Source organism: Pseudomonas sp. FDAARGOS_380 (genome assembly GCF_002591235.1).
Taxonomy (GTDB): domain Bacteria; phylum Pseudomonadota; class Gammaproteobacteria; order Pseudomonadales; family Pseudomonadaceae; genus Aquipseudomonas; species Aquipseudomonas salmasensis.
Genome location: NZ_CP023969.1, coordinates 4,807,427 through 4,828,306 on the forward strand (window position 1 = coordinate 4,807,427; position 20,880 = coordinate 4,828,306).

Annotated in this window: 18 protein-coding genes; 9 read left to right on the forward strand and 9 right to left on the reverse strand. The window is 61.1% G+C overall.

Annotated elements, in window-relative coordinates:
* Nucleotides 1-2 precede the first annotated feature (2 nt).
* A complete protein-coding gene (locus tag CRN80_RS22645; protein ID WP_032896982.1) occupies nucleotides 3-1,100 on the reverse strand; it encodes a carboxynorspermidine decarboxylase in 1,098 nt (365 codons plus the stop codon).
* A gap of 345 nt (nucleotides 1,101-1,445) precedes the next feature.
* On the opposite strand from CRN80_RS22645, the gene metE reads away from it, so the two are divergent.
* On the forward strand, nucleotides 1,446-3,788 hold the full coding sequence (metE, locus tag CRN80_RS22650; protein WP_098951254.1) for a 5-methyltetrahydropteroyltriglutamate--homocysteine S-methyltransferase: 2,343 nt from the start codon (nucleotides 1,446-1,448) through the stop codon (nucleotides 3,786-3,788).
* Between the two features lie 77 nt (nucleotides 3,789-3,865).
* On the opposite strand, the gene CRN80_RS22655 is transcribed toward metE, so the two are convergent.
* Entirely contained in the window at nucleotides 3,866-5,020 is a 1,155-nt protein-coding gene (locus tag CRN80_RS22655; RefSeq protein WP_098951256.1) for a DUF1624 domain-containing protein, read from the reverse strand.
* A gap of 62 nt (nucleotides 5,021-5,082) precedes the next feature.
* Here CRN80_RS22655 and CRN80_RS22660 point away from each other — a divergent pair, with 62 nt between their 5' ends.
* On the forward strand, nucleotides 5,083-5,625 hold the full coding sequence (locus CRN80_RS22660; protein WP_098951258.1) for a DUF924 family protein: 543 nt from the start codon (nucleotides 5,083-5,085) through the stop codon (nucleotides 5,623-5,625).
* On the opposite strand, the gene CRN80_RS22665 is transcribed toward CRN80_RS22660, so the two are convergent.
* Nucleotides 5,622-7,061, reverse strand: a complete 1,440-nt coding sequence (locus tag CRN80_RS22665) for a hypothetical protein (protein WP_098951259.1) — start codon at nucleotides 7,059-7,061, stop codon at nucleotides 5,622-5,624. The genes CRN80_RS22660 and CRN80_RS22665 overlap by 4 nt on opposite strands.
* A gap of 146 nt (nucleotides 7,062-7,207) precedes the next feature.
* Between CRN80_RS22665 and yfcF the strand changes: the two genes are divergently transcribed.
* Nucleotides 7,208-7,840 (forward strand): glutathione transferase, encoded by a 633-nt coding sequence (gene yfcF / locus CRN80_RS22670; protein ID WP_098951261.1) that lies wholly within the window; start codon nucleotides 7,208-7,210, stop codon nucleotides 7,838-7,840.
* Here yfcF and CRN80_RS22675 read toward each other — a convergent pair.
* Nucleotides 7,799-8,083 (reverse strand): hypothetical protein, encoded by a 285-nt coding sequence (locus tag CRN80_RS22675; RefSeq protein ID WP_098951263.1) that lies wholly within the window; start codon nucleotides 8,081-8,083, stop codon nucleotides 7,799-7,801. The genes yfcF and CRN80_RS22675 overlap by 42 nt on opposite strands.
* Nucleotides 8,084-8,221: 138 nt before the next feature.
* On the opposite strand from CRN80_RS22675, the gene CRN80_RS22680 reads away from it, so the two are divergent.
* Together CRN80_RS22680 and CRN80_RS22685 are read left to right on the forward strand one after the other, a co-directional pair.
* Entirely contained in the window at nucleotides 8,222-8,866 is a 645-nt protein-coding gene (locus tag CRN80_RS22680) for an ATPase (protein ID WP_098951265.1), read from the forward strand.
* A 45-nt stretch (nucleotides 8,867-8,911) separates the two neighbouring features.
* On the forward strand, nucleotides 8,912-9,253 hold the full coding sequence (locus CRN80_RS22685; protein WP_032896991.1) for a hypothetical protein: 342 nt from the start codon (nucleotides 8,912-8,914) through the stop codon (nucleotides 9,251-9,253).
* Nucleotides 9,254-9,427: 174 nt separating this feature from the next.
* Here CRN80_RS22685 and CRN80_RS22690 read toward each other — a convergent pair whose 3' ends face one another.
* Both CRN80_RS22690 and CRN80_RS22695 read right to left on the reverse strand, forming a co-directional pair.
* Nucleotides 9,428-10,174: a creatininase family protein gene (locus CRN80_RS22690; RefSeq protein ID WP_044274105.1), complete on the reverse strand. Its 747-nt coding sequence runs from the start codon at nucleotides 10,172-10,174 to the stop codon at nucleotides 9,428-9,430.
* Between the two features lie 30 nt (nucleotides 10,175-10,204).
* On the reverse strand, nucleotides 10,205-10,933 hold the full coding sequence (locus tag CRN80_RS22695) for a murein L,D-transpeptidase catalytic domain family protein (protein WP_098951267.1): 729 nt from the start codon (nucleotides 10,931-10,933) through the stop codon (nucleotides 10,205-10,207).
* Between the two features lie 39 nt (nucleotides 10,934-10,972).
* Between CRN80_RS22695 and CRN80_RS22700 the strand changes: the two genes are divergently transcribed.
* Nucleotides 10,973-12,574 (forward strand): murein L,D-transpeptidase, encoded by a 1,602-nt coding sequence (locus CRN80_RS22700; RefSeq protein WP_098951269.1) that lies wholly within the window; start codon nucleotides 10,973-10,975, stop codon nucleotides 12,572-12,574.
* Nucleotides 12,575-12,715: 141 nt separating this feature from the next.
* On the opposite strand, the gene CRN80_RS22705 is transcribed toward CRN80_RS22700, so the two are convergent.
* Nucleotides 12,716-14,107 (reverse strand): HAMP domain-containing sensor histidine kinase, encoded by a 1,392-nt coding sequence (locus tag CRN80_RS22705; protein ID WP_032896996.1) that lies wholly within the window; start codon nucleotides 14,105-14,107, stop codon nucleotides 12,716-12,718.
* Complete coding sequence (locus CRN80_RS22710; RefSeq protein WP_003191687.1) at nucleotides 14,085-14,768, reverse strand: response regulator transcription factor; 684 nt, start codon at nucleotides 14,766-14,768, stop codon at nucleotides 14,085-14,087. The genes CRN80_RS22705 and CRN80_RS22710 overlap by 23 nt, the downstream gene beginning before the upstream one ends.
* Before the next feature lie 801 nt (nucleotides 14,769-15,569).
* Between CRN80_RS22710 and CRN80_RS22720 the strand changes: the two genes are divergently transcribed.
* Nucleotides 15,570-16,475, forward strand: coding sequence for a hypothetical protein (locus CRN80_RS22720; protein WP_014718774.1), 906 nt, complete (start codon nucleotides 15,570-15,572; stop codon nucleotides 16,473-16,475).
* A gap of 237 nt (nucleotides 16,476-16,712) precedes the next feature.
* On the opposite strand, the gene CRN80_RS22725 is transcribed toward CRN80_RS22720, so the two are convergent.
* Nucleotides 16,713-17,621, reverse strand: a complete 909-nt coding sequence (locus CRN80_RS22725; protein WP_003191682.1) for a MurR/RpiR family transcriptional regulator — start codon at nucleotides 17,619-17,621, stop codon at nucleotides 16,713-16,715.
* A gap of 284 nt (nucleotides 17,622-17,905) precedes the next feature.
* On the opposite strand from CRN80_RS22725, the gene iolC reads away from it, so the two are divergent.
* Nucleotides 17,906-19,843 (forward strand): 5-dehydro-2-deoxygluconokinase, encoded by a 1,938-nt coding sequence (gene iolC, locus CRN80_RS22730; RefSeq protein WP_032896997.1) that lies wholly within the window; start codon nucleotides 17,906-17,908, stop codon nucleotides 19,841-19,843.
* A 149-nt stretch (nucleotides 19,844-19,992) separates the two neighbouring features.
* Nucleotides 19,993-20,880: a myo-inosose-2 dehydratase gene (gene iolE, locus CRN80_RS22735; RefSeq protein WP_098951272.1), complete on the forward strand. Its 888-nt coding sequence runs from the start codon at nucleotides 19,993-19,995 to the stop codon at nucleotides 20,878-20,880.

Here is a 20,880-nt window from a genome sequence, read left to right on the forward strand (position 1 = left end):
GCTCAGGACAGGCTGGACAGGTAGTCGTCGTAACCAAATTCACGAACCACCTCGACTGTACCGTCGAGTTGTTTCACTACGATGGACGGCATTTTCAGACCGTTGAACCAGTTTTTCTTGACCATGGTGTAGCCTGCGGTGTCGATGAACGACAGCCGATCGCCGATGGCCAGCGGACGATCAAATTGATACTCGCCGAAGATGTCCCCGGCCAGGCAGGATTTGCCGCACACCATGTAGGTGTGTTCACCCTCGCTCGGCGCCAGTTTGGCGTTGAGGCGGTAGATCAGCAGGTCCAGCAGGTGGGCTTCGATGGAGCTGTCTACCACGGCGAGATTCTTGCCGTTGTAGAGGGTGTCGAGCACGGTGACTTCCAGGGAGGCGCTGTTGGTGATCGCCGCTTCGCCGGGTTCCAAGTAGACCTGCACGCCGTACTTCTCGGAGAAGGCTTTGAGCCGCGCGCAGAACGCGTCCAGCGCATAGCCTTCACCGGTGAAATGGATGCCGCCGCCGAGGCTGACCCACTTGACCTTATGCAACAGCGCGCCGAAGCGTTCTTCGATGGTGCCGAGCATCTTGTCGAACAGGCTGAAGTCGCCGTTCTCGCAGTTGTTGTGGAACATGAAACCGGAGATCTGGTCGATCACGCCATCGATCTTCACCGGGTCCCACTCGCCCAGGCGGCTGAACGGGCGCGCCGGGTCGGCCAGCAGGTAGTCAGAGCTGCTCACCTGCGGGTTCACACGCAGGCCGCGGGTCTTGCCTTCACTGCGTTCGGCAAAACGCTGCAGCTGGCTGATGGAGTTGAAGATGATCTTGTCGCAGTTCTCCAGCATCTCTTCGATTTCATCGTCGGCCCAGGCCACGCTGTAGGCGTGCGCTTCACCTTCGAACTTCTGGCGACCAAGCTTCAACTCATACAGCGACGACGAGGTGGTGCCGTCCATGTATTGCTGCATCAGGTCGAATACCGACCAGGTAGCAAAGCACTTGAGCGCCAGCAGAGCCTTGGCGCCGGACTGTTCGCGCACGTAGGCAATCTTCTGCATGTTGACCAGAAGCTTCTGTTTATCGATGAGGTAGTACGGCGTTTTGATCATTTTTGAGAGCCTGCGGCGGTGCCTGCCAAAAAAGGACACGCATTGTGCCCGCACTTGGAACAGATCGAAAGGTTAGCCGGCGGATTTTGCGCGCCACGTTAAGCATAGGGCGTAAGTATGACCGTTCATAAGAATCACCCCGCCCAAACTGTGGGAGCGCTCGAGCCTAAGCGAGGCCGCGATGACGCCGGCCCTGGCACCACAACCTCTACCGTAGCGCCGCTAAAATCAGGCCCACCTAAACATGAGTAAATCTTGTGATGATCTAGAACAAAATGAGTTTGTCTCAAGACGCCCCACTGCCGACAATGACCGCCATCAATCACACCATCGGAGTTGTAAGTCATGGCAGTCGCTCATTCCCTCGGGTTTCCACGCATTGGACGCGATCGTGAACTGAAAAAAGCGCAGGAAGCGTTCTGGAAGGGTGAGCTCGACGAAGCCGGCCTGCGCGCTGTTGGCCGTGATTTGCGCAGCACCCACTGGGCGCTGCAACAGCAAGCCGGCATCGAACTGTTGCCGGTGGGTGATTTTGCCTGGTACGACCAGGTGCTGACCCACTCGCTGATGTTCGGCGTGGTCCCTGAGCGGTTCCGCCCGGCCGATGGCCAGGCCACTCTGCATACCTTGTTCGCCATGGCCCGTGGCGTCAGCGACAGCTGCTGCGGCGGTGCCCATGCCCAGGAGATGACCAAGTGGTTCGATACCAACTATCACTATCTGGTGCCGGAGTTCAGCGTCGATCAGCAATTCCACCTGGCGTGGGACCAACTGTTCGAAGAGGTCCAGGAAGCGCTCGACCTGGGGCACCGCGTCAAGCCGGTGGTGATCGGCCCGCTGACCTACTTGTGGCTGGGCAAGGCCAAGGGCGCTGACTTCGACAAGCTCGACCTGCTCGAGCGACTGCTGCCGCTGTATGGTCAGATCTTCCAGCGCCTGGCCGAATTGGGCGTGGAGTGGGTGCAGATCGATGAGCCGATCCTGGCGCTTGATCTGCCCCAGGCGTGGAAGAACGCTTTTGAGCGCGCCTATAACCTGATCCAGCGCGACCCGCTGAAAAAACTGGTGGCCACTTACTTCGGCGGCCTGGAAGAAAACCTCGGCCTGGCCGCCAACTTGCCGGTGGATGGCTTGCATATCGACCTGGTGCGTGCGCCGGACCAGTACCCGACCATCCTCGACCGCCTGCCAGCGTACAAGGTGCTGTCCCTGGGTGTGGTCAACGGCCGAAACGTGTGGCGCTGCGACCTGGAAAAAGCCCTGGCCACCTTGCAGCACGCCCATGAGAAGTTGGGCGATCGCCTGTGGGTCGCGCCGTCCTGCTCGCTGCTGCACAGCCCGGTGGATCTTGAGCGCGAAGACCAGTTGGATGCCGAACTGAAAAGCTGGCTGGCCTTTGCCGTGCAAAAGTGCGCGGAAGTGGCGCTGCTGGCCAAGGCGGTTGACCAACCGTCAGCACCTGACGTACTCGCCGCCCTGGCAGAAAGCCGCGCCGTTCAGGCAGCTCGCGCTGCATCGCCACGCATTCACAAGCCTGCTGTTCAAGCGCGTGTAGAGGCCATCACCGCACAGGACAGCCAGCGGCAGTCGCCGTTTGCCCAGCGCATCGAAAAACAGCGGGCCGGGCTTAACCTGCCGTTGTTCCCGACCACCACCATCGGCTCGTTCCCACAGACCGCGTCGATCCGTCTGGCGCGCCAGTCCTACAAGGCCGGCAAGTTGAGCCACGCCGAATACGTCGAAGCCATGCACAGTGAGATCAAGCATGCCGTTGAGGTGCAAGAAAACCTTGGCCTGGATGTGCTGGTGCATGGTGAAGCCGAGCGTAACGACATGGTCGAGTACTTTGCCGAACAACTGGATGGCTACGCGTTCACCCGCTTTGGCTGGGTGCAGAGTTACGGTTCGCGCTGCGTGAAACCTGCGGTAATTGTCGGTGACCTGAGCCGTCCCAAAGCCATGACCGTGGAGTGGATTCGCTATGCCCAAGGCCTTACCGACAAAGTGATGAAGGGCATGCTCACAGGCCCGGTAACCATGCTGATGTGGTCGTTTCCACGGGAAGACCTGAGCCGCGAAATGCAGGCCCGGCAACTGGCCCTGGCGATTCGTGACGAAGTGGTGGACCTGGAAGCGGCCGGCATCAAGATCGTGCAGATCGACGAAGCGGCCTTTCGTGAAGGCTTGCCGTTGCGCCAGGCGCAGTGGCAGCACTACCTGGACTGGGCCACCGAAGTGTTCCGCCTGTGTGCCAGTGGCGTGGGCGATGAAACCCAGATCCACACCCACATGTGCTACAGCGAATTCAACGATGTGATCGAGTCCATCGCCGCCATGGATGCCGACGTGATCACCATCGAAACCTCACGCTCGGACATGGAACTGCTCGACGCGTTCGAAGCCTTCGCCTACCCGAATGAGATCGGCCCGGGCGTCTACGACATCCACTCGCCACGGGTGCCGGATGCCTCGGAAATGGCCAACTTGCTGCGCAAGGCCGCCAAGCGGATTCCGGCAGAGCGTCTATGGGTGAACCCCGATTGCGGCTTGAAGACGCGAGGCTGGCCGGAAACGGAGGCGGCGCTCATCCACATGGTCACCGCCGCTCGCCAACTGCGTGCCGAGTCAAACGGTAGGAGCGAGCTTGCTCGCGAAAAACGCCAACGATTACGCGTATCTTCTGAATGAACGCGGCGCCTGTGAGTTTTTCGCGAGCAAGCTCGCTCCTACAAGGGAAGGGGGCAATATTTGCCCCCTGCATCAGGTCAGAGGTATTTGAGCCACGCCAGGTCGCGCCGCCGGGCTTTCAGGCCGGCGAACCAACGCACCGGCAAGTACAGGGCAATCGGCAACAGCAGCGCTGCCAGCCACACCGCACCGATACCGTCGAAGCCAAAGTAATTGCCATGGTTGAGGCCAAACAACGCGACGCAGGCGACATAGAGGATTTTCAATACGTAGAGGTGCAACAGATAAAAGAACATCGGCGCCGCGCCGAACACTGCCAGCACGCCGATCCAGCGCTTATGCCCGGCGCGTTCAAATGCCAGCAGCAACAGCAAGCCAATCCCCAGGGTCAACGCCAGGAACAACAGCGAAGGCGGGTACTTGGTGATGTTGAAAAAGCTCATCAGCGTCAGCACGCCGCTGTCATACACCTGCCAAGGCTGTTCGCCGTAGCCATTGAGCGCGCGCAACAGCCCAAAGCCCACCAACGCGCCCACCCCCGCAATCAGCAAATAACGCTGACGCACAGCCGGCAGCGCGGCATTGGCAAACCATGGCCCGAGGCCGTAACCCAGGGCAATCACACCGATCCATGGCAGCACCGGATAGGTGGTGCGCAGGCGCAGGTTGTCAGACACTTCAATCCAGTTGCGTTCATGCAAGATCGTCCACGGCACATGCCACATCGAACCCGCTGCAAAGTGCAGCCCATCCAACAGGTTGTGCCCGGCGATAATCACCAGCGCCAATCCGATCAGCCAGGCACGCGGCAGCCAGACCAGCGCGGCAAGGGCGATCATGCTGATGCCGATGGCCCAGATCACTTGCATATAGATCACGCTGGGCGGCAGTTGGAAGGTCCACGCGAAGTTGACCAGGGTGAACTCCAGCACCACCAGAAACAGCCCGCGCTTGAACAAGAATGCCGACACGTCGCGACGGCCTTGGTATTTCTGGCCATACAGCCATGCCGACAATCCGGTGAGCAGCACAAACACCGGCGCACACAGGTGGGCCAGGGTGCGGCTGAAAAACAACGCAGGCTCGGTGCTGTCGATGCTCATGGGGTCGCTGACCTGGCGGTGCAGCAAGAAGGTTTCACGCACGTGGTCCAGCAACATAAACAGGATCACCAGGCCGCGCAGGGCGTCGATGGACAGCAGGCGTTTGCGTAAAGTCATAGCGTCAGTCATAAGTTAAGGATCACACGCAGGCACAATATTGACGTTATTCTATAACATTAAGCGAGGTAAGCATGACCCCTCAATCGGCCGAAGCGGTAATCGCGTTCTGGAAACAGGCGGGGCCCAAGCGCTGGTTCGCCAAGGACGAGGCGTTCGATACAGCCTTTCGTGACAGCTTCCACGCCACCCATATGCAGGCGGCGCGGCGTGAACTCGAAGACTGGTTGACCACGGCGGATGGCGCGCTGGCGCTACTGATCCTGCTGGACCAGTACCCCCGCAACGCCTTTCGCGGCACGGCGCACATGTTCGCCACCGACCCGCTGGCCCGGTTGTATGCGCGAAAGATGGTGGACGCGGGGTTGGATCAACAGGTTGAACCTCAGTTACGTGCGTTCTGCTATTTGCCTTTTGAACATTCGGAAGACCCGCAGGACCAGCAACGCTCCCTTACCCTGAACCAGCAGTTGGATGCCAGCACTTACCACTGGGCCAAGGAGCATGCCGATATCATCGAGCGGTTCGGGCGGTTTCCGCATCGCAATGGGGTGTTGGGCAGGGCGAGCACCGATGAAGAGCTCGCCTTCCTCAAGGCCGGTGGATTCGCCGGTTAGGCGTGTTCTGGCGCCAGGCTTTGCTGGGCGCCAACACTGCGAAACCGCCGCACCCCCTTAAGGTCAATCGCCCAACGCAACGCTTCAGTGGCCGAAGGGCGCGGGCCTTGGGTGATCGCCTGTTCATCCTTGCCCAGCGCGTCGAGGTAACCCTGTGTACCGCCGCGTTCGCTCCAGTAATGGGTGTGGCTGAGCCAGGATCTGGCCAGCCAGCCTTTGCCATTGCCCACGGTCACCGGCAAGTCCAGCACGCCGCCGCCCATCACCGGCTTGACCGGGCCGCCGACGATGTCGCCGAATACGCCGAAGGGGGCGGGGAAGTACAGGTTGGTCCAGCGCGTGACGGCAAAGGCTGCGGCGTGGTGCAGGTAGTGCGGAGTGAAGGGCTTTTGGCCGAGCATCAGCGGTTGGCGGGCGTTGTAGCCGTAGCCTTGGGTGTCTTGGGTGGGCGGACAGGCTGGGGCTTCGCGGCGTTCCATGCGCTGCTGGAAGTCACTGACGCTGCGGCCCAATAACAGGCTGGCGTGGGCCATCGGGCTGCCGACGGTGACCAGGTCGGTGATGCGCCACAGGTTGCCCAGGCCGCGCTGTTCGACAAACGCCTCGGCCTGTTGCTGACGAAAATTCATCAGGCTGCCCAGGCTGCCGTCCAGCAAGGCGCCGGCTGCGGGCAGGGCCTCCTTGACCACCGGTTGCAGCGGTTCGCGGTTGGCAAAACGGGCCGCCAGCTCACGGTTGCTGGGGTTCAGTTGGGTCAGTTGGTCGTGGTATTCGTGCCAGAGGTAGCCGACGATGTCGTAGGCAATCACGCTGCCCAAACTGTGGCCCACGACGATGATGCGCTCGTAGTCACCCTGATTGTGCAGGGCGCGCAGCAGGTCTACACCATCAGCACGGATCTGCTCGCGCACCACCACGTTCTGCGGGTTGGGGCTTAAGTAGCGTGCGGCGTCTCCCAGGTACGCCAGCGCCGAATAGCGCAGCCCGAGTCCCATGGCCGCGAGCAGCAGGGGGATCAGCGCGAAGGGGTTGTCGTTGACGGGCAACTGACCCCAGGCTGCGGCCAGTGCGCCGCTGGCAATCAATAGCAGTAATACCAGCACCGTCCAGCGCGTGCTGCGCCAGATCGGCACGATAGCGTCGGGAATGTCGCGCCGCGGGCGCTTGAAGATGTCCCACAGCCAGCCCAGCAGATGGCCGAGCTTGGTGCCCTGCATCTTGTGGGCCCAGTAGTACTCATAGAAATCCGTCGAGGTGCGGCCCGAGGACTTCAGTACGCGCAGGTCGAAGTTGCGCGACAGCCGATCCGGCTTGCTCCAGTACAGAGGTTTGCCCTCGGGGGTGTCCGTGGGGATCATCGCTTCGACAAAGCCGCGCAAGGTGTCCATTGGGCGCTGCTCGCCGATACCGTGGATAACCACAACTGCTTGTTTCATGTGCTGTTCCTTCCTTGAAAATCAGCGGTAGCCATAATATTGCCACTACCGGCGCTATTCCCGCCAGGAATGCCCCCATAAAAACCCTGCATTGTCTTTATCGGCCCGGATCTCGTAGCGTTATTGCTCACCCCAGGAGATTGCCCATGAGCCAAGGCCCGCTGAACCTCTACGTTGATTCGCTGTTTACCAGCCCCTATGCCATGTCGGTGTTTGTCGCCTTGCGCGAAAAAGGCCTGGCATTCGAGACCCTCACCCTGGACCTCGATGCCGGGCAGAACCAGGCGACAGATTTCGCCTTGCGCTCCCTGACCCAGCGCGTGCCGACCCTGGTAGACGGTGATTTTGCGCTGTCGGAATCTTCGGCCATCACCGAGTACCTGGACCAGGCCTACCCCGAAACCAGCCTGTACCCGGCGGATGTGCAGCAGCGGGCGAGGGCGCGACAGGTCCAGGCGTGGCTGCGCAGCGACCTGCTGCCGATTCGCCAGGAGCGCTCGACGCTGGTGGTGTTCTGTGGGCAGAAGAGGCCGCCATTGTCAGCAGAGGCTCAAGCCGCCGCGACCAAGTTGATCAGCGCCGCGCAAGCCTTGCTGGCGGATAACCGCGAGTACCTGTGCGGCCAGTGGTCGATTGCCGATGTGGACCTGGCGGTGATGCTCAATCGCCTGATCCTCAACGGTGACGCTGTGCCGGCGCAGTTGGTGGCCTACGCGCAGCGCCAGTGGCAGCGGCCGTCAGTGCGCGAGTGGGTCGAGCTGCGACGCCCCGCGCTTTAACTCTGCCTGCTGGGCAACCCGCCGGTCGAGGTCTTCCCAATCGGCCATGCCCAGCACGCGCATGGTGTTCAAGCCGCGCAAGTAGCCGCGCAGTTGATGGGCGCTGGCGCTGCTTTGCGCGGCGTCGGCGTCTGAGTCCAGCAACACGGTTTCGTACTCGACCAGGTAGTCGGCGACTCGCTCGCGAAACTCTGGCAGTACTGCCTCGCGGATACGATCGAAGATTTTCTGGTAGGGCTTCATGGCGGGGTCCTTATAGATTTTATGGGCGGCCTGACACTATCGGTTCAAATGATAGTCACCATCAAGGATCACAAGTTCTGTTTTTTCGCCAAACGCGCAGAATCTGCACATCGAGACGCAGCCCAAGGAAAATGCGCGATGAGGACGATTATCCAGTTGGCTTTGATGGCCCTGATGCTGGGCACCGCGGTCATGACCACCCCGGCGATGGCCGATGAAGTGCGTACAGGCCATTTGCTGCCACTGGTGGGTAGCGTAGACTCCCTGCAGCGTGGCCAGTCGGTGGGGGTGTTGTTCAGTGAAAACACCCGCGACAACCTCAGCTACCTTGAACGCTACCACGCCATGGCGCTGAACGGCGCCAAGGACGCGCTGGATGGGCGGATTCGCGAGGCGTTCGTCAACAGCTCCGACCCGGAACTGGCGATCGACTGGTTGATGCACTCGTTGCAGGGCACTTTTGTCTCGGTGACGGTCTATAGCAGCCTGGATGCCCTGGTGCAGGCGCACCCGGATGTGGTGGTGGTGCTCGATGCCCATAACCAATTGCTGACCCAGCGTAATGACCGGGTCGAAGCACGCTTTGTCGCACGCTTCTTTGATGCGAACCTGCAGTTTATCGCCAAAGCCGAAGGCTCGGTGGACAAGCACGTGCCGTCCGTGTGGGTGCACGACAAGGCGGCGCCAGAGATTGCTGCACTGATCGAGCAACAACGCGATGTACAGCAAGATGCCCTGAGGCAGTTCGATGCGTCGCTCAAGGCCCTGGTTCGCGCAGGTTGACCCGCGAATGGTTGTGAACCCTATTGGTTATTTTCAGGAATGTATATGCGCTCTTTCTTCGCCCCGGCCCTGGCTTGTGCTTCGTTATTGCTGACCGGCTGTATCACGGCGCCCAATGCCCCATCGCTGACCCTGCAAACCGATAAAACCCCCGACGGCTATGTGCAATGCGTGCTGCCCAAGCTGGAAAAGCACGGCATCACCTCGACCGTCACCCAGAACTCGCGTCACGCCAAGGTGCTGTTGACCAGCAAGATTGCCGCCGATGATGTGCTGGAGGCCTACAAGTCCCAGGACGGCACCAAGGTGTTCCTGTATGAGCGCAAGCCGTTGGCTTCGGCGATCAAGCCGTCACGGCTTGAGCAGGCCGCGCAGGATTGCAAATAAACCCCGGCACACAATGCAAACCCAAATGTGGGCGGGGGGCAACCTCTGACCCCCTGTAGGAGCGAGCTTGCTCGCGAAAAACTCACAGGCGCCGCGTTTATTCAGGAAGCCCGCGTTATCGTTGACGTCTTTCGCGAGCAAGCTCGCTCCTACAGGGTATTGGCCTCATTTGGATCAGGGTTTGGCTTCGTTGCTGAAGCTGTCGACAGTCTTGACCAGCCCTTGCGCCGCCAACGCCACCAACTCACCGCCTTTCTCCACGGTGGCCAACGCCGGGTCCGAGCCCATGCGGCCGTCAGGGAAGCGCGCACGGAAGTCCAGCGCTTCGCGGATCGGGCCGGTGTTGGCGATTTGCGGTGAGTACTCGGCAGACTTGATCGAGTCCGGATACGCCCACTGCGTCACGGCAATTTCCGACGGCGTGGCGTGGCTGCCATGCCCGACCGGGAATTGACGCTGGGCCAGGTCAGTGACGCCCTCCAGGTCCCACCAGTTCACCAGCTTCAGCGCGAAACCGGCCGGGCGGCGGGCGAAGCTGGCTTCGGCGTACAGCTCTGAGAACGCCGCTTCAATCGTGGCGATATTGCCGCCGTGGCCGTTGAGGAACAGGATCTTTTCGAAACCATGCCCGGCCAGCGAGCGCACCCAGTCGCCAATCGCAGCGATAAAGGTGGAAGGGCGCAGGGAGATGGTGCCGGGAAAGCCCAGGTGGTGTTGGGCCATGCCGATATTGAAGGTCGGGCCGACGAGGATGTCAGCGTGCTTCTGGGCGTGGTGGGCGATGATCTCCGGGCACATCCAGTCAGTGCCCAACAGGCCGGTGGGGCCATGTTGTTCGTTGGAGCCGATGGGAATCACCACCGTGCGGCTGCGTTCCAGGAACTGCCCGATTTCGATCCAGGTGGAGGTGTGTAGAAGCATGCGACGCTCTCTTTTATCTATGGGGACAGGCTATCCGCCACGGATTGTACGACTACTCGCCACCTGTTGGGGTTTGCAATTGAGGTAGGTCGATGACTTCAGCCAGCGCTGGTCGGGGTACCACGAAAACATGAACTGCCCGTCCTTGAGCTTGTCCACCACTTGACGGGCAACTTGCGGGCGCACGGCTGGGCAACCCTGGCTGCGGCCGATACGGCCTTCGCGCTTGCTCCACAACGGGCTGACGTAGTCGGCGGCATGGATCACGATGGCGCGGTCGCGGGCCTGGTCATTGAAGCCGGGTTCCAAACCGTCCATGCGCAACGAGTAACCATGGGCGCCCAGGTAGCTTTCCTGGGTGCGGAACAACCCCAGGCTCGACTGATGGCTGCCTTCAAGGTTGGAGAACTGGGTGGCGAAGTTTTCCCCGGACTTGGCGCCATGGGCCACCAGGTCGCGCAAAACCAGGGTCTTTTTGCGCAGGTCGAAGATCCACAGGCGACGGGCGGTCGAGGGCTGGGAGTAGTCAATAACCGCTAGGCGATCGGAACGTTCCTCGCCGTTATTGACCGCGCACTGCACGGCGCTCAGGGCGCTTTTGAGGACGGTGGGATTGAGTTCTGGAGCCGAGCGCGCCAGGCTGCTATACAGGGAAGGAGAGGTGCCATTGGCGGCGAGCGCAACATTGCTCAATAAAGCCAGGCACCCGGTGATCAAGCCCAGGCTGGTTAGCCTGTGCCTGCGTATAAAAGTCAGCATCTACAGTCGAGTCCCCGCTGTGGAGTGGAGCTAAGTCAATTGTTCAAAAAACACGCATGTTACTTGAGCATTTGCCTGCTCGTTGCACCATTGGTCGCTACAGCCCAAACGCTGCCGGTTGAACCCTTGCCCGTCACCACCCCCGCGCCGGTCGCGCTGGCGCCGCTGCAACAGGCCTTGGCGCAGTTGACCAGTGTCTGCCCGCAGCTTGCGCCGCGTATCGATGCCGCCGCGTTGGCGCGCCTGCAAGCCTTTTACCAGCAGCAGGGCGATGCCCCGCTATGGGCGGCTGACGAACGCCGGCAAGCCTTGCATGCCCAGTTGCTGATGCTTGCCGACGATGGCCTGGACCCCACCCACTATAGCTTGCCTGCGACGGATGCAACGGCCAACGTACTGTGCAGCGATATCGCCAACAGCCAGCAGTACCTGCAAGCCCTGCAGGATTTGCACTACGGGCGCCTGCAGCAATCGCGTTTTGAGCCCCTCTGGCACTCCCAGCCACCCAGTGGCGACCCGAATACCGAGGTACTGGCGTTCGCCGCCACCGGCCTGCACGACATGGCCCAAGCCTTCGATCAGGCGCGGCCCAGCGCCGATTTGTACCGCAGCCTGCGCAATGCCTATGCCGGCGTGCGCCAGCAACCGCTGCCCCAGTGGGACCCGATCGCCGAGGGCGCGCTGTTGCGCCCGGGGATGAACGACCCCCGCGTGCCGGAGTTGGCGCGGCGCCTGCACAGCGGTGGCTACCTGGCCCAGTTGCCCAGCGGCAACGGCAAGCAATATCAGGGCGAACTGGTCAAGGCGGTGAAGGCCTTCCAGCTCAGCCACTCGTTGCAGGCCGACGGTGTGATCGGTGCCGGCACCGTGGCCGAACTCAATATCAGCCCGACGATGCGTCGTGAACAGCTGCGCATCAACCTGGAGCGTTTCCGCTGGCTGGCCCAGGACCTGGAGCCTGAAGGCGTCGTGGTCAATGTGGCCGCTGCGCAACTGAGCGTGTACCAGAGCGGCATCCCGGTGTGGCAAACCCGTCTGCAAGTAGGCCGTGCCGAACGCCAGACGCCGTTGCTCAAGTCGCGCATCACCCGGCTGACCCTCAACCCCACCTGGACCATCCCGCCGACCATCATGCGCGAGGACAAACTGCCGGCCATCCGTCTCAATCCTGAATACCTGCGCCAGCAAAACCTGCAAGTGCTCGACGCCGAAGGGCATCCGTTGACCCCCGACCAGGTCGACTGGGCACGCCCGGGCAATATCCTGCTGCGCCAGCAGGCCGGCCCGCGTAACCCGTTGGGCAAGATTGTGATGCGCTTTCCCAACCCGTATTCGGTGTACCTGCACGACACCCCCAGCCAACCCTTGTTCACCAAGGGCCCGCGGGCGTTCAGTTCGGGATGCGTGCGGGTCGAGCAACCGTTGTTATTGCGCGACCTGCTGGTAACACCGGCCGAACGCACCCGCACCGATGAGCTGCTGGCGACCGGCGAGACCCATGAGTTCAGGCTGGCCACGCCGGTACCAGTGCTGTTGGGGTATTGGACCGTGGAAGTGGATCGCCAGGGCGAGTTGGTTTACGCGCCGGATATTTATGCGCGTGACCCGGCGTTGATCAAGGCCATGGGCAGCGTGTTATAGCGCCAGATGCCTTGATACTCATCACCTATGTAGGAGCGAGCTTGCTCGCGAAAAACGCCAACGATAACGCGCGCTTGCTGAATAAACGCGGCGCCCGTGAGTTTTTCGCGAGCAAGCTCGCTCCTACATTGCGTTAGGGTTCTATTCCGGCATCAGTTGCTGGCGGCATTCGAGCACCAAGCGGGCGCCGCCCAGCTCACTGGTGCCGACTTCCAGCTTGAAGCCATGCAAGTTGATGATCGCCGCCACAATCGACAGTCCCAAACCAAACCCGCCTTGCTGATCACTCTCATCGACCCGATAGAAACGCTGGAACACCGACGCGCGCTCGGCGGCTGGAATGCCTGGCCCGGAGTCGAGCACTTCGATGCGCGTGCTGCCCAGGTCATTGACCGCCCGCAGAATCACCTTGCCCTTGGGCGGGGTGAACTTGATCGAATTGCTCAGCAGGTTGGCCAGGGCTTCGAAGAGCAGCGCACGGTCACCGGTAATCCACGGCAGTGAGTCGGGCGCCTGTAACACCAGCTCCAGTTCGCCTTCTTCGGCCAGGGGCAGATAGAAGTCATGCAGCTCGCGCAGCAACGGCAGCGGGTCCAGTACCAGGAAGCCCGAGCGGCGCTGGTGGTCTTCCAGTTCCGAGATGCGCAGCAGCCCGCGAAAGCGCGCCATCAGCGTGTCGGTTTCGGCGATGGCGTCATCGAGTTTTACCGCGTGGGCCGAGTCTTCTTCGGCTTGTTGTTTGATGCGGTACAGCTGGGCGCGCAAGCGGGTGAGCGGGGTGCGCAGGTCGTGGGCGATGTTGTCGCACACGCCCTTGACCTCGTTCATCAGTTTTTCGATGCGGTCGAGCATGGCATTGACGATGGCCGCGAGCATGTCCAGTTCGTCGCGTCGGTCGGACAGCGGCAGGCGGTGCGTGAGGTCGCCGGCGACAATGGCCTCGGCGCTGGCCTGTATCCCGCGAATGCGCCGCAACGGGCGACGGCGCAGCAGATGCCAGCCGGCAGCGCCGGGGATGATGGTCAAAGAGAGCGCCCACAGCAGGGCGTGCCAGATGATCCGCGTGACCCCGAACAACGAGCCGTTGGCGCGCACCAACACCAGCCAGCGGCCGTCTTCGGTGTGGGTGGCCACCGCGTCGCAACTGTCCTTGGGCAGTTTGGGGTCATCGGATTGCACGCAATTGGTCAGGGCGTGGATTTTGCCGTCCAGCGGCAGATCGGGTGGTACGGCGCGGATCGGCCCGCTCAAGGGGCGAAATTGCTCATCGAACAGGCCATAGGCGTCCACGCCCTTCATGTCGAAGGTCATGCTTGTGGTGAGCGCCTCCACCAGCTCTTCGCCGTCAAAGCGCTGGAACAGGTGCTGGCGTTGCAGCAGGGAATGGCGCGACAAGTCGCTGAGGTAGCCCGACACCTCGTAGTACAGCACCCCCATGAGGATGCAGCTCCAGGCCACGAACAACGAACTGTACAGCGCCAGCAAGCGGCTGCTGGAAGAGCGCCAGCCTTTAGAGGGGTTCAGCAATGACATAACCCGAGCCTCGTACCGTGCGGATCAGCGGCGTGAGGCCCGGTGGGTCGATTTTCTTGCGCAGACGGCCAATGTGTACGTCGATCAGGTTGGTGCCTGGGTCGAAGTGATAGCCCCAGACTTCCTCGAAAATCATCATCCGCGACAGGATCTGCCCAGTATTGCGCATCAGGAATTCAAGCAACTTGTATTCGGTGGGCAGCAGGGTCAGCGGCTGGTCGGCACGGCTGGCTTCGCGGCTGATCAGGTTCAGTTCCAGGTCGGCCACGCGCAGGGCGGTTTCGAACTCCTGGACCGTGCTTTTACGCCGCAGCAACACCTCCACACGGGCGGCCATTTCATCCGAGGCGAACGGCTTGGTCAGGTAGTCATCGCCGCCGGCACGCAGGCCGCGCACGCGTTCGTCGACATCGGAGAGGGCGCTGATCATCAGGATCGGCGTAGACACCCCAATGGTGCGCAACGTGGTGACGATGGCCAGGCCATCGAGTTCGGGCAGCATGCGGTCGAGGGTGATCAGGTCGTAATCACCACTCACGGCGCGGACCAGGCCCTCGCGGCCGTTGTCCACCCAATCTACGTCCAGTCCATGGCTACTCAGCTCGGCGACAATCTCGCGGGCCGTTACGGCGTCATCCTCGATGGTCAAAATGCGGGTCATAGGATTACCTGGTGAGCGTTCACACTAGAAGTGGCGACATTTTGCCAAGAAGTTGCTGAATGTTTCCTAAATAAAACTTCATCTTCCTGAAACTGACACTACATCGAACACTGTGGGAGCTGGCTTGCCTGCGATGGCGGCCTACCAGCCGACACTTCTCTACCTGACACCCCACAATCAAACTGTGGGAGCGGGCTTGCTCGCGAAGGCGGCCTAACAGTCAACACAGTTGGACTGGGTACATATCCGTTATTTTAGGTAACGGCCACTTAGGGTTCCGCCCTGACGGCGGCTCACTTTTGAAAAGCGCAAAAGTAAGCAAAACGCTCTTGCCCCACCACTCGGCACCTCGCTTAGGCTCGGTGTGCCCGTAATCCGCCAGTGATTTGGGGGGCCGCCGCCACGCGCCATCCATGGCGCGGGGCGGCTAAACCGGCATCCCTGCCGGTTTACCCCCCAAATCCCTGTCGAATTCCGGCCAGCGTGGTTTGACGGGGCGCCTGAGATCAAAAGCAGATCAAGATCAAGAGCGGCTCGCTTCGCATCGTGGTTACCGGTGGCTGCTACAGGCTACAAAGTTGTGTAGAGACCTATGGATATCGTAGGCAAGCCAGCCCACAGGGGAGTGCATTACGCCCGCCTGATAGCATCGTTTATTGCAACCTGCATGATGTGGCTAAGTTCAATTTAAATAAGTAATTGAAATCAAAGGAATTTAATTTTATCGGCGACTGGCACGCTGCCTGCACTGTCCGTTTTGAGACTTGTAACATCATTTTTCGTGCCTGGAGCAAAATAACAATGATCACATCCTCATCCACGCTGCAAGAGTCAAGCACGCTCTCCGGGGTTTCCTGGGGGGCGATTTTTGCCGGGGCCGCTGCGGCGGCCGCCTTGTCATTGATCCTGGTGTTGCTGGGTTTCGGCCTGGGCTTTTCGGCGGTGTCGCCGTGGGCGGACAGCGGTATCAGCGCCAAGGGCCTTGGCATTTCCACGATTGTCTGGCTGGCGTTCACCCAGATCGTCGCTTCTGGCCTGGGCGGTTACATCGCCGGTCGGCTGCGAGTGAAGTGGGCCAATATGCACGGCGACGAGGTGTACTTTCGCGATACCGCCCATGGTTTCCTGGCGTGGGCAGTGGCCACATTGATCACGGCGATGCTGGTGGTCGGTTCGGTCAGCAGTGTGGTCAGCGGCGGCGTGAAAGCGGGTGCGAGTGTGGCTTCGGGCGCGGCCAGCGGCCTCACCCAGGCGGCGGGCAGTGCGGCCAAGGGTGCCGACAGCGGTGACTTCGGTTATTACGTCGACAGCCTGTTCCGCGATGATCGCCCAGCGGCGGTCAGCGATGATGCGGCGCATGCCGTGGTCGGTCGCATCCTGACGCGTACATTGAGCAACGATGGCCAACTGGCAGCGGAAGATCGCGCCTACCTGGCTCAACTGATCAGCCAGCGTACCAACCTGAGCCAGGCCGATGCCGAAGCCCGTATCGACAAGGTGTACGGCGATGCGCGCAAAGCCGTTGAAGACGCCAAGCTCAAGGCCAAGCAGGCTGCTGAGACCGCGGCGAAAGTGGCGGCCTACACCTCGCTGTGGACCTTTGTAGCGCTGCTCATCGGGGCGTTCTTCGCCAGCTTTGCTGCCACCTTCGGCGGTCGCCGCCGGGATGCCGTGGTGTACGTCGAAACCGAAAACTACGTTCGTTAATTCAAGGAGAACATGATGCGCTCATTACTGCTGTGGTTCCTCGGCGTGCCGATTCCGGTGATCATCCTGATCGCGATTTTCATGCACTAAACCCACTCCTGGCTCGCTCCCCCTTGTAGGAGCGAGCTTGCTCGCGAAAAACTCACAGGCGCCACGTTCCCTCAGGGAGTACGCGTTATCGTTGTGGTTTTTCGCGAGCAAGCTCGCTCCTACAGAGGGCAGATAGGGCAAGCCTTATCAGTCGTCGAATCCTACCTGCTCATGGATTTCATCCACCTTCAATTCCAACCGATACGCCACCGCAATGAACAACGCCTGGCACAGGCACAGCGTGGCGCTCAACGAGCGGAAAGCAAACGAAGAACCTTCATTGACCAACAGCACCGCGTTCGCCCGCTTGGCCAGGGGCGACAGGTTGCTGTCGGTGATGATCAGGGTCTTGGCCTGGTGATGCTGCGCGATGCGCAAGCAGTGCTGGGTCTCTTTGCCGTAGGGCGTGAAGCTGATGGCGATCACCAGGTCATTGGCGCGCACGCTGCGCATCTGCTCGCGATAACTGCCACCTAGCCCCGAGATCAAATGGATGCGCTTGTTGGTGTGCTGCAGGTTGTAGACCAGGTAGTCGGCCACCGCAAAAGAGCGGCGCACCCCGACCACGTAGATGTTGTCGGCATTGACCACCAGGTCCACGGCTTTCTCGAAAGCCGCATCGTCCAGCTCAAGCCCCAGGCGTTCGATGCCCGAGAGGGTAGCGTTGACGCACTCGCGCGCCAGGTCGCCGCCGCTGGCCTTCTGCGATTTGTTGGCGATCATGCTGCGGATGCGCTGCTGGTAGTTCTGTACCGGCGTGGTCTTGTGGGTATACGCCTCGCGAAACAGCGCCTGCATCTCACTGAACCCACTGAAGCCGAAACGCTGGGAAAACCGCACGATGGCCGAGGGGTGCACTTCGCACTCGCGGGCGATGTCGCTGATGCGGTCGACCATGATCCGGTCGCTCTGCTGGCTCATGTAGCTGGCGATGCGCTTGAGCTGGCGCGGCAGGCTCTCGTATTCGTCGGTGATCAGCTGCAACAGGCGTTCGGCATTGACCGGAGGGCTGGCGACTGTTTCTTCCAGGGTGGTCTCGGGATCGGTGCGGGACATGGGCAATCCTTCTGGCGTGTTCGTCTGATGCGCTGATAGGTGGCGCAAGTCTACAGGGTAGGCGCAAAAAAATACCCCGGCATCACGGCCCGCGTGGCCTGCTGAAACGATGCACGGGCGCTGGCGTGCCTCTATCCTGAAGTATTGGAAAAAATATTCCACATAAAATAATTATGGAATAAATATTGATTGCTGCCTCCGGACGTTCTAGTCTGCTCCCACCAAGAGCGTTTGCCGTCGCCACGGCGGCACAACGCAGGCTGATAAAAATAACAGGAGCCAGCATGGGCCAGACTCGTTTTGCCAGTGGGCGTCAATTGGATCTGATTTGCCTCGGGCGCCTGGGCGTCGATCTCTATGCGCAGCAAGTCGGTGCGCGGCTTGAAGATGTGTCCAGCTTCGCCAAGTACCTCGGCGGTTCCTCCGCCAATATCGCTTTCGGCACGGCCAGGCTTGGGCTCAAGTCGGCAATGCTGAGCCGGGTAGGCGATGACCATATGGGCCGTTTCCTGGTGGAATCCCTGGCCCGCGAAGGCTGCGATGTCAGCGGCATCAAGGTCGACCCGGAGCGCCTCACCGCCCTGGTGCTGCTGGGCCTAAAAGACCGTGAAACCTTCCCCCTGGTGTTCTACCGCGAAAACTGCGCCGACATGGCTCTGCGCGCCGAAGACATCAGCGAAACCTTTATTGCCTCCAGCAAGGCGCTGTTGATCACCGGTACGCATTTCTCCACCGACGGCGTGTACAAAGCCAGCCTCCAGGCCCTGGACTACGCGGCCAAGCACAACGTCAAGCGCGTGCTGGATATCGACTATCGCCCCGTATTGTGGGGCCTGGCGGGCAAGGCTGATGGCGAAACCCGTTTCGTCGCCGACCAGAATGTCAGCCAGCACGTGCAGAAGATCCTGCCGCGTTTCGACCTGATCGTCGGCACCGAAGAAGAATTCCTCATCGCCGGAGGCAGTGAAGACCTGCTCACGGCCCTGCGCACTGTGCGTGAACTGACCCCAGCCACCCTGGTGGTCAAGCTCGGCCCCCAGGGCTGCACGGTGATCCACGGCGCGATTCCCGCGCGCCTGGAAGACGGGGCGATCTACCCCGGTGTGCGCGTTGAAGTGCTCAACGTGCTGGGCGCCGGTGATGCCTTTATGTCGGGCTTTCTCAGCGGCTGGATCAATGACGCCAGCGATGAACGTTGCAGCCAGTTGGCCAATGCCTGTGGCGGCCTGGTGGTGTCACGCCACGCCTGTGCGCCGGCGATGCCGACGCCCGCCGAACTCGATTACCTGTTCAACAGCCCGGTGCCCATCACCCGGCCGGACCAGGACGTGACCCTGCAACGCCTGCACCGTGTCACGGTGCCGCGCAAGGCCTGGAAGCAACTGTTCGTGTTTGCCTTCGACCACCGTTGGCAATTGGTGGAACTGGCGCAAAAAGGCGGCCAGGCCCCTGAGCGTATCAGCGACATCAAGCAGTTGTTTATCCAGGCCATCGAACGCGTGGAGCGCAAACTCAGCGAGCAGGGCGTCGAGGCCGATGTGGGCCTGCTCGCCGACCAACGCTTTGGCCAGGATGCACTCAACGCCGCCAGCGGTCGCGGCTGGTGGATCGCTCGCCCGGTGGAAGTGCAGAACTCGCGGCCCCTGGCGTTCGAGCACGGGCGCTCGATTGGCAGCAACCTGATTGCCTGGCCTCAGGAACAGATCATCAAGTGCCTGGTGCAATTTCACCCCGATGACGAGCCGATGCTGCGCCTGGAACAGGAAGCGCAACTCAAGGCGGTGTACGAGGCGTCGCTGGTCAGTGGCCACGAACTGCTGCTGGAAGTCATCCCGCCCAAGGATCACCCGTCCACTTACCCGGACGTGCTCTACCGCAGCCTCAAGCGCCTTTACAACCTGGGCATCTACCCGGCCTGGTGGAAGATCGAAACCCAGTCGGCCGCAGACTGGAAAAAGCTCGACGAACTGATCCAGGAACGCGACCCCTACTGCCGTGGCGTGGTGTTGCTGGGCCTGAATGCTTCGCCCGAATTTCTCGCTGATGGTTTCAAGCAAGCCAGCCAGAGCAGCACCTGCCGTGGGTTTGCCGTGGGCCGCACGATCTTCCACGAGCCGAGCCGGGCGTGGATGGCGGGGGAGATTGATGACGAAACGCTGATCCAGCAGGTGCAGCAGACCTTCGAACAGCTCATCAACGCCTGGCTCAACGCCCGAACCTGATGCATGACCGATACCTGTAGGAGCGAGCTTGCTCGCGAAGATCGTTAACGATTACACGGGCATTCTGGCGAAACGCGCTGCCCTTGCGTTTTTCGCGAGCAAGCTCGCTCCTACAGTTGAGAAGCGACTTGAATAATAAAGGTGCAGCCATGCCCGCAATCCGAATTGGCATCAACCCGATCTCCTGGAGCAACGACGACCTCCCGGCCCTCGGCGGTGAAACCCCGCTGAGCACGGCCCTGAGCGAAGGCAAGGACATCGGCTACGAAGGTTTTGAACTCAACGGCAAGTTCCCAAAGGATGCCCAGGGCGTCGCTGACGTGCTGCGCCCCTATGACCTGGCGTTGGTGTCCGGTTGGTACTCCAGCCGCCTGGCCCGGCGTTCGGTGGCTGAAGAAATCGAGGCGATTGCCGCCCATGTCGAACTGCTCAAACACAACGGCGCCTCGGTGCTGGTATACGGCGAAGTGGCCGACTCGATCCAGGGTTCGCGCATCCGCCTGATCGAGCGCCCGCGTTTTCACAGTGAACAGGCCTGGCAGGCTTACGCCGACAAACTCACTGAACTGGCGCGTTTCACCTTGTCCCAGGGCGTGCGTCTGGCCTACCACCACCATATGGGCGCCTACGTCGAATCCCCCGACGACATCGACCAGTTGATGAAACGCACGGGCCCGGAAGTCGGCCTGCTGTTCGATTCGGGCCACTGCTACATGGGCGGCGGTGAACCCATCGAGGTGCTGCGCAAGCATATCGACCGCGTCTGCCATGTGCATTTCAAGGACGTACGCAAACCCGTGGTGCAACTGGCGCGCAACCAGATGTGGAGCTTCCCGGACTGCATCGTCAACGGCACCTTTACCGTGCCCGGCGATGGAGATATCGACTTCGCACCGTTGCTGGATGTGTTGATCGCAGCGAACTACAAGGGCTGGCTGGTGGTGGAAGCCGAGCAGGACCCGGCCGTGGCGCCCAGCTATATCTACGCGAAGAAGGGTTACGACACCCTGCGTGCGCTTCTCAACCAGAGGACTTGA

What these genes read in the sequence shown, in the direction of transcription:
- CRN80_RS22645 (WP_032896982.1), bottom strand. Translation starts at nt 1,100, where the DNA reads ATGATCAAAACGCCGTACTACCTCATCGATAAACAGAAGCTTCTGGTC.
- metE (WP_098951254.1), top strand. Translation starts at nt 1,446, where the DNA reads ATGGCAGTCGCTCATTCCCTCGGGTTTCCACGCATTGGACGCGATCGT.
- CRN80_RS22655 (WP_098951256.1), bottom strand. Translation starts at nt 5,020, where the DNA reads ATGACTGACGCTATGACTTTACGCAAACGCCTGCTGTCCATCGACGCC.
- CRN80_RS22660 (WP_098951258.1), top strand. Translation starts at nt 5,083, where the DNA reads ATGACCCCTCAATCGGCCGAAGCGGTAATCGCGTTCTGGAAACAGGCG.
- CRN80_RS22665 (WP_098951259.1), bottom strand. Translation starts at nt 7,061, where the DNA reads ATGAAACAAGCAGTTGTGGTTATCCACGGTATCGGCGAGCAGCGCCCA.
- yfcF (WP_098951261.1), top strand. Translation starts at nt 7,208, where the DNA reads ATGAGCCAAGGCCCGCTGAACCTCTACGTTGATTCGCTGTTTACCAGC.
- CRN80_RS22675 (WP_098951263.1), bottom strand. Translation starts at nt 8,083, where the DNA reads ATGAAGCCCTACCAGAAAATCTTCGATCGTATCCGCGAGGCAGTACTG.
- CRN80_RS22680 (WP_098951265.1), top strand. Translation starts at nt 8,222, where the DNA reads ATGAGGACGATTATCCAGTTGGCTTTGATGGCCCTGATGCTGGGCACC.
- CRN80_RS22685 (WP_032896991.1), top strand. Translation starts at nt 8,912, where the DNA reads ATGCGCTCTTTCTTCGCCCCGGCCCTGGCTTGTGCTTCGTTATTGCTG.
- CRN80_RS22690 (WP_044274105.1), bottom strand. Translation starts at nt 10,174, where the DNA reads ATGCTTCTACACACCTCCACCTGGATCGAAATCGGGCAGTTCCTGGAA.
- CRN80_RS22695 (WP_098951267.1), bottom strand. Translation starts at nt 10,933, where the DNA reads ATGCTGACTTTTATACGCAGGCACAGGCTAACCAGCCTGGGCTTGATC.
- CRN80_RS22705 (WP_032896996.1), bottom strand. Translation starts at nt 14,107, where the DNA reads ATGTCATTGCTGAACCCCTCTAAAGGCTGGCGCTCTTCCAGCAGCCGC.
- CRN80_RS22710 (WP_003191687.1), bottom strand. Translation starts at nt 14,768, where the DNA reads ATGACCCGCATTTTGACCATCGAGGATGACGCCGTAACGGCCCGCGAG.
- CRN80_RS22720 (WP_014718774.1), top strand. Translation starts at nt 15,570, where the DNA reads ATGATCACATCCTCATCCACGCTGCAAGAGTCAAGCACGCTCTCCGGG.
- CRN80_RS22725 (WP_003191682.1), bottom strand. Translation starts at nt 17,621, where the DNA reads ATGTCCCGCACCGATCCCGAGACCACCCTGGAAGAAACAGTCGCCAGC.
- iolC (WP_032896997.1), top strand. Translation starts at nt 17,906, where the DNA reads ATGGGCCAGACTCGTTTTGCCAGTGGGCGTCAATTGGATCTGATTTGC.
- iolE (WP_098951272.1), top strand. Translation starts at nt 19,993, where the DNA reads ATGCCCGCAATCCGAATTGGCATCAACCCGATCTCCTGGAGCAACGAC.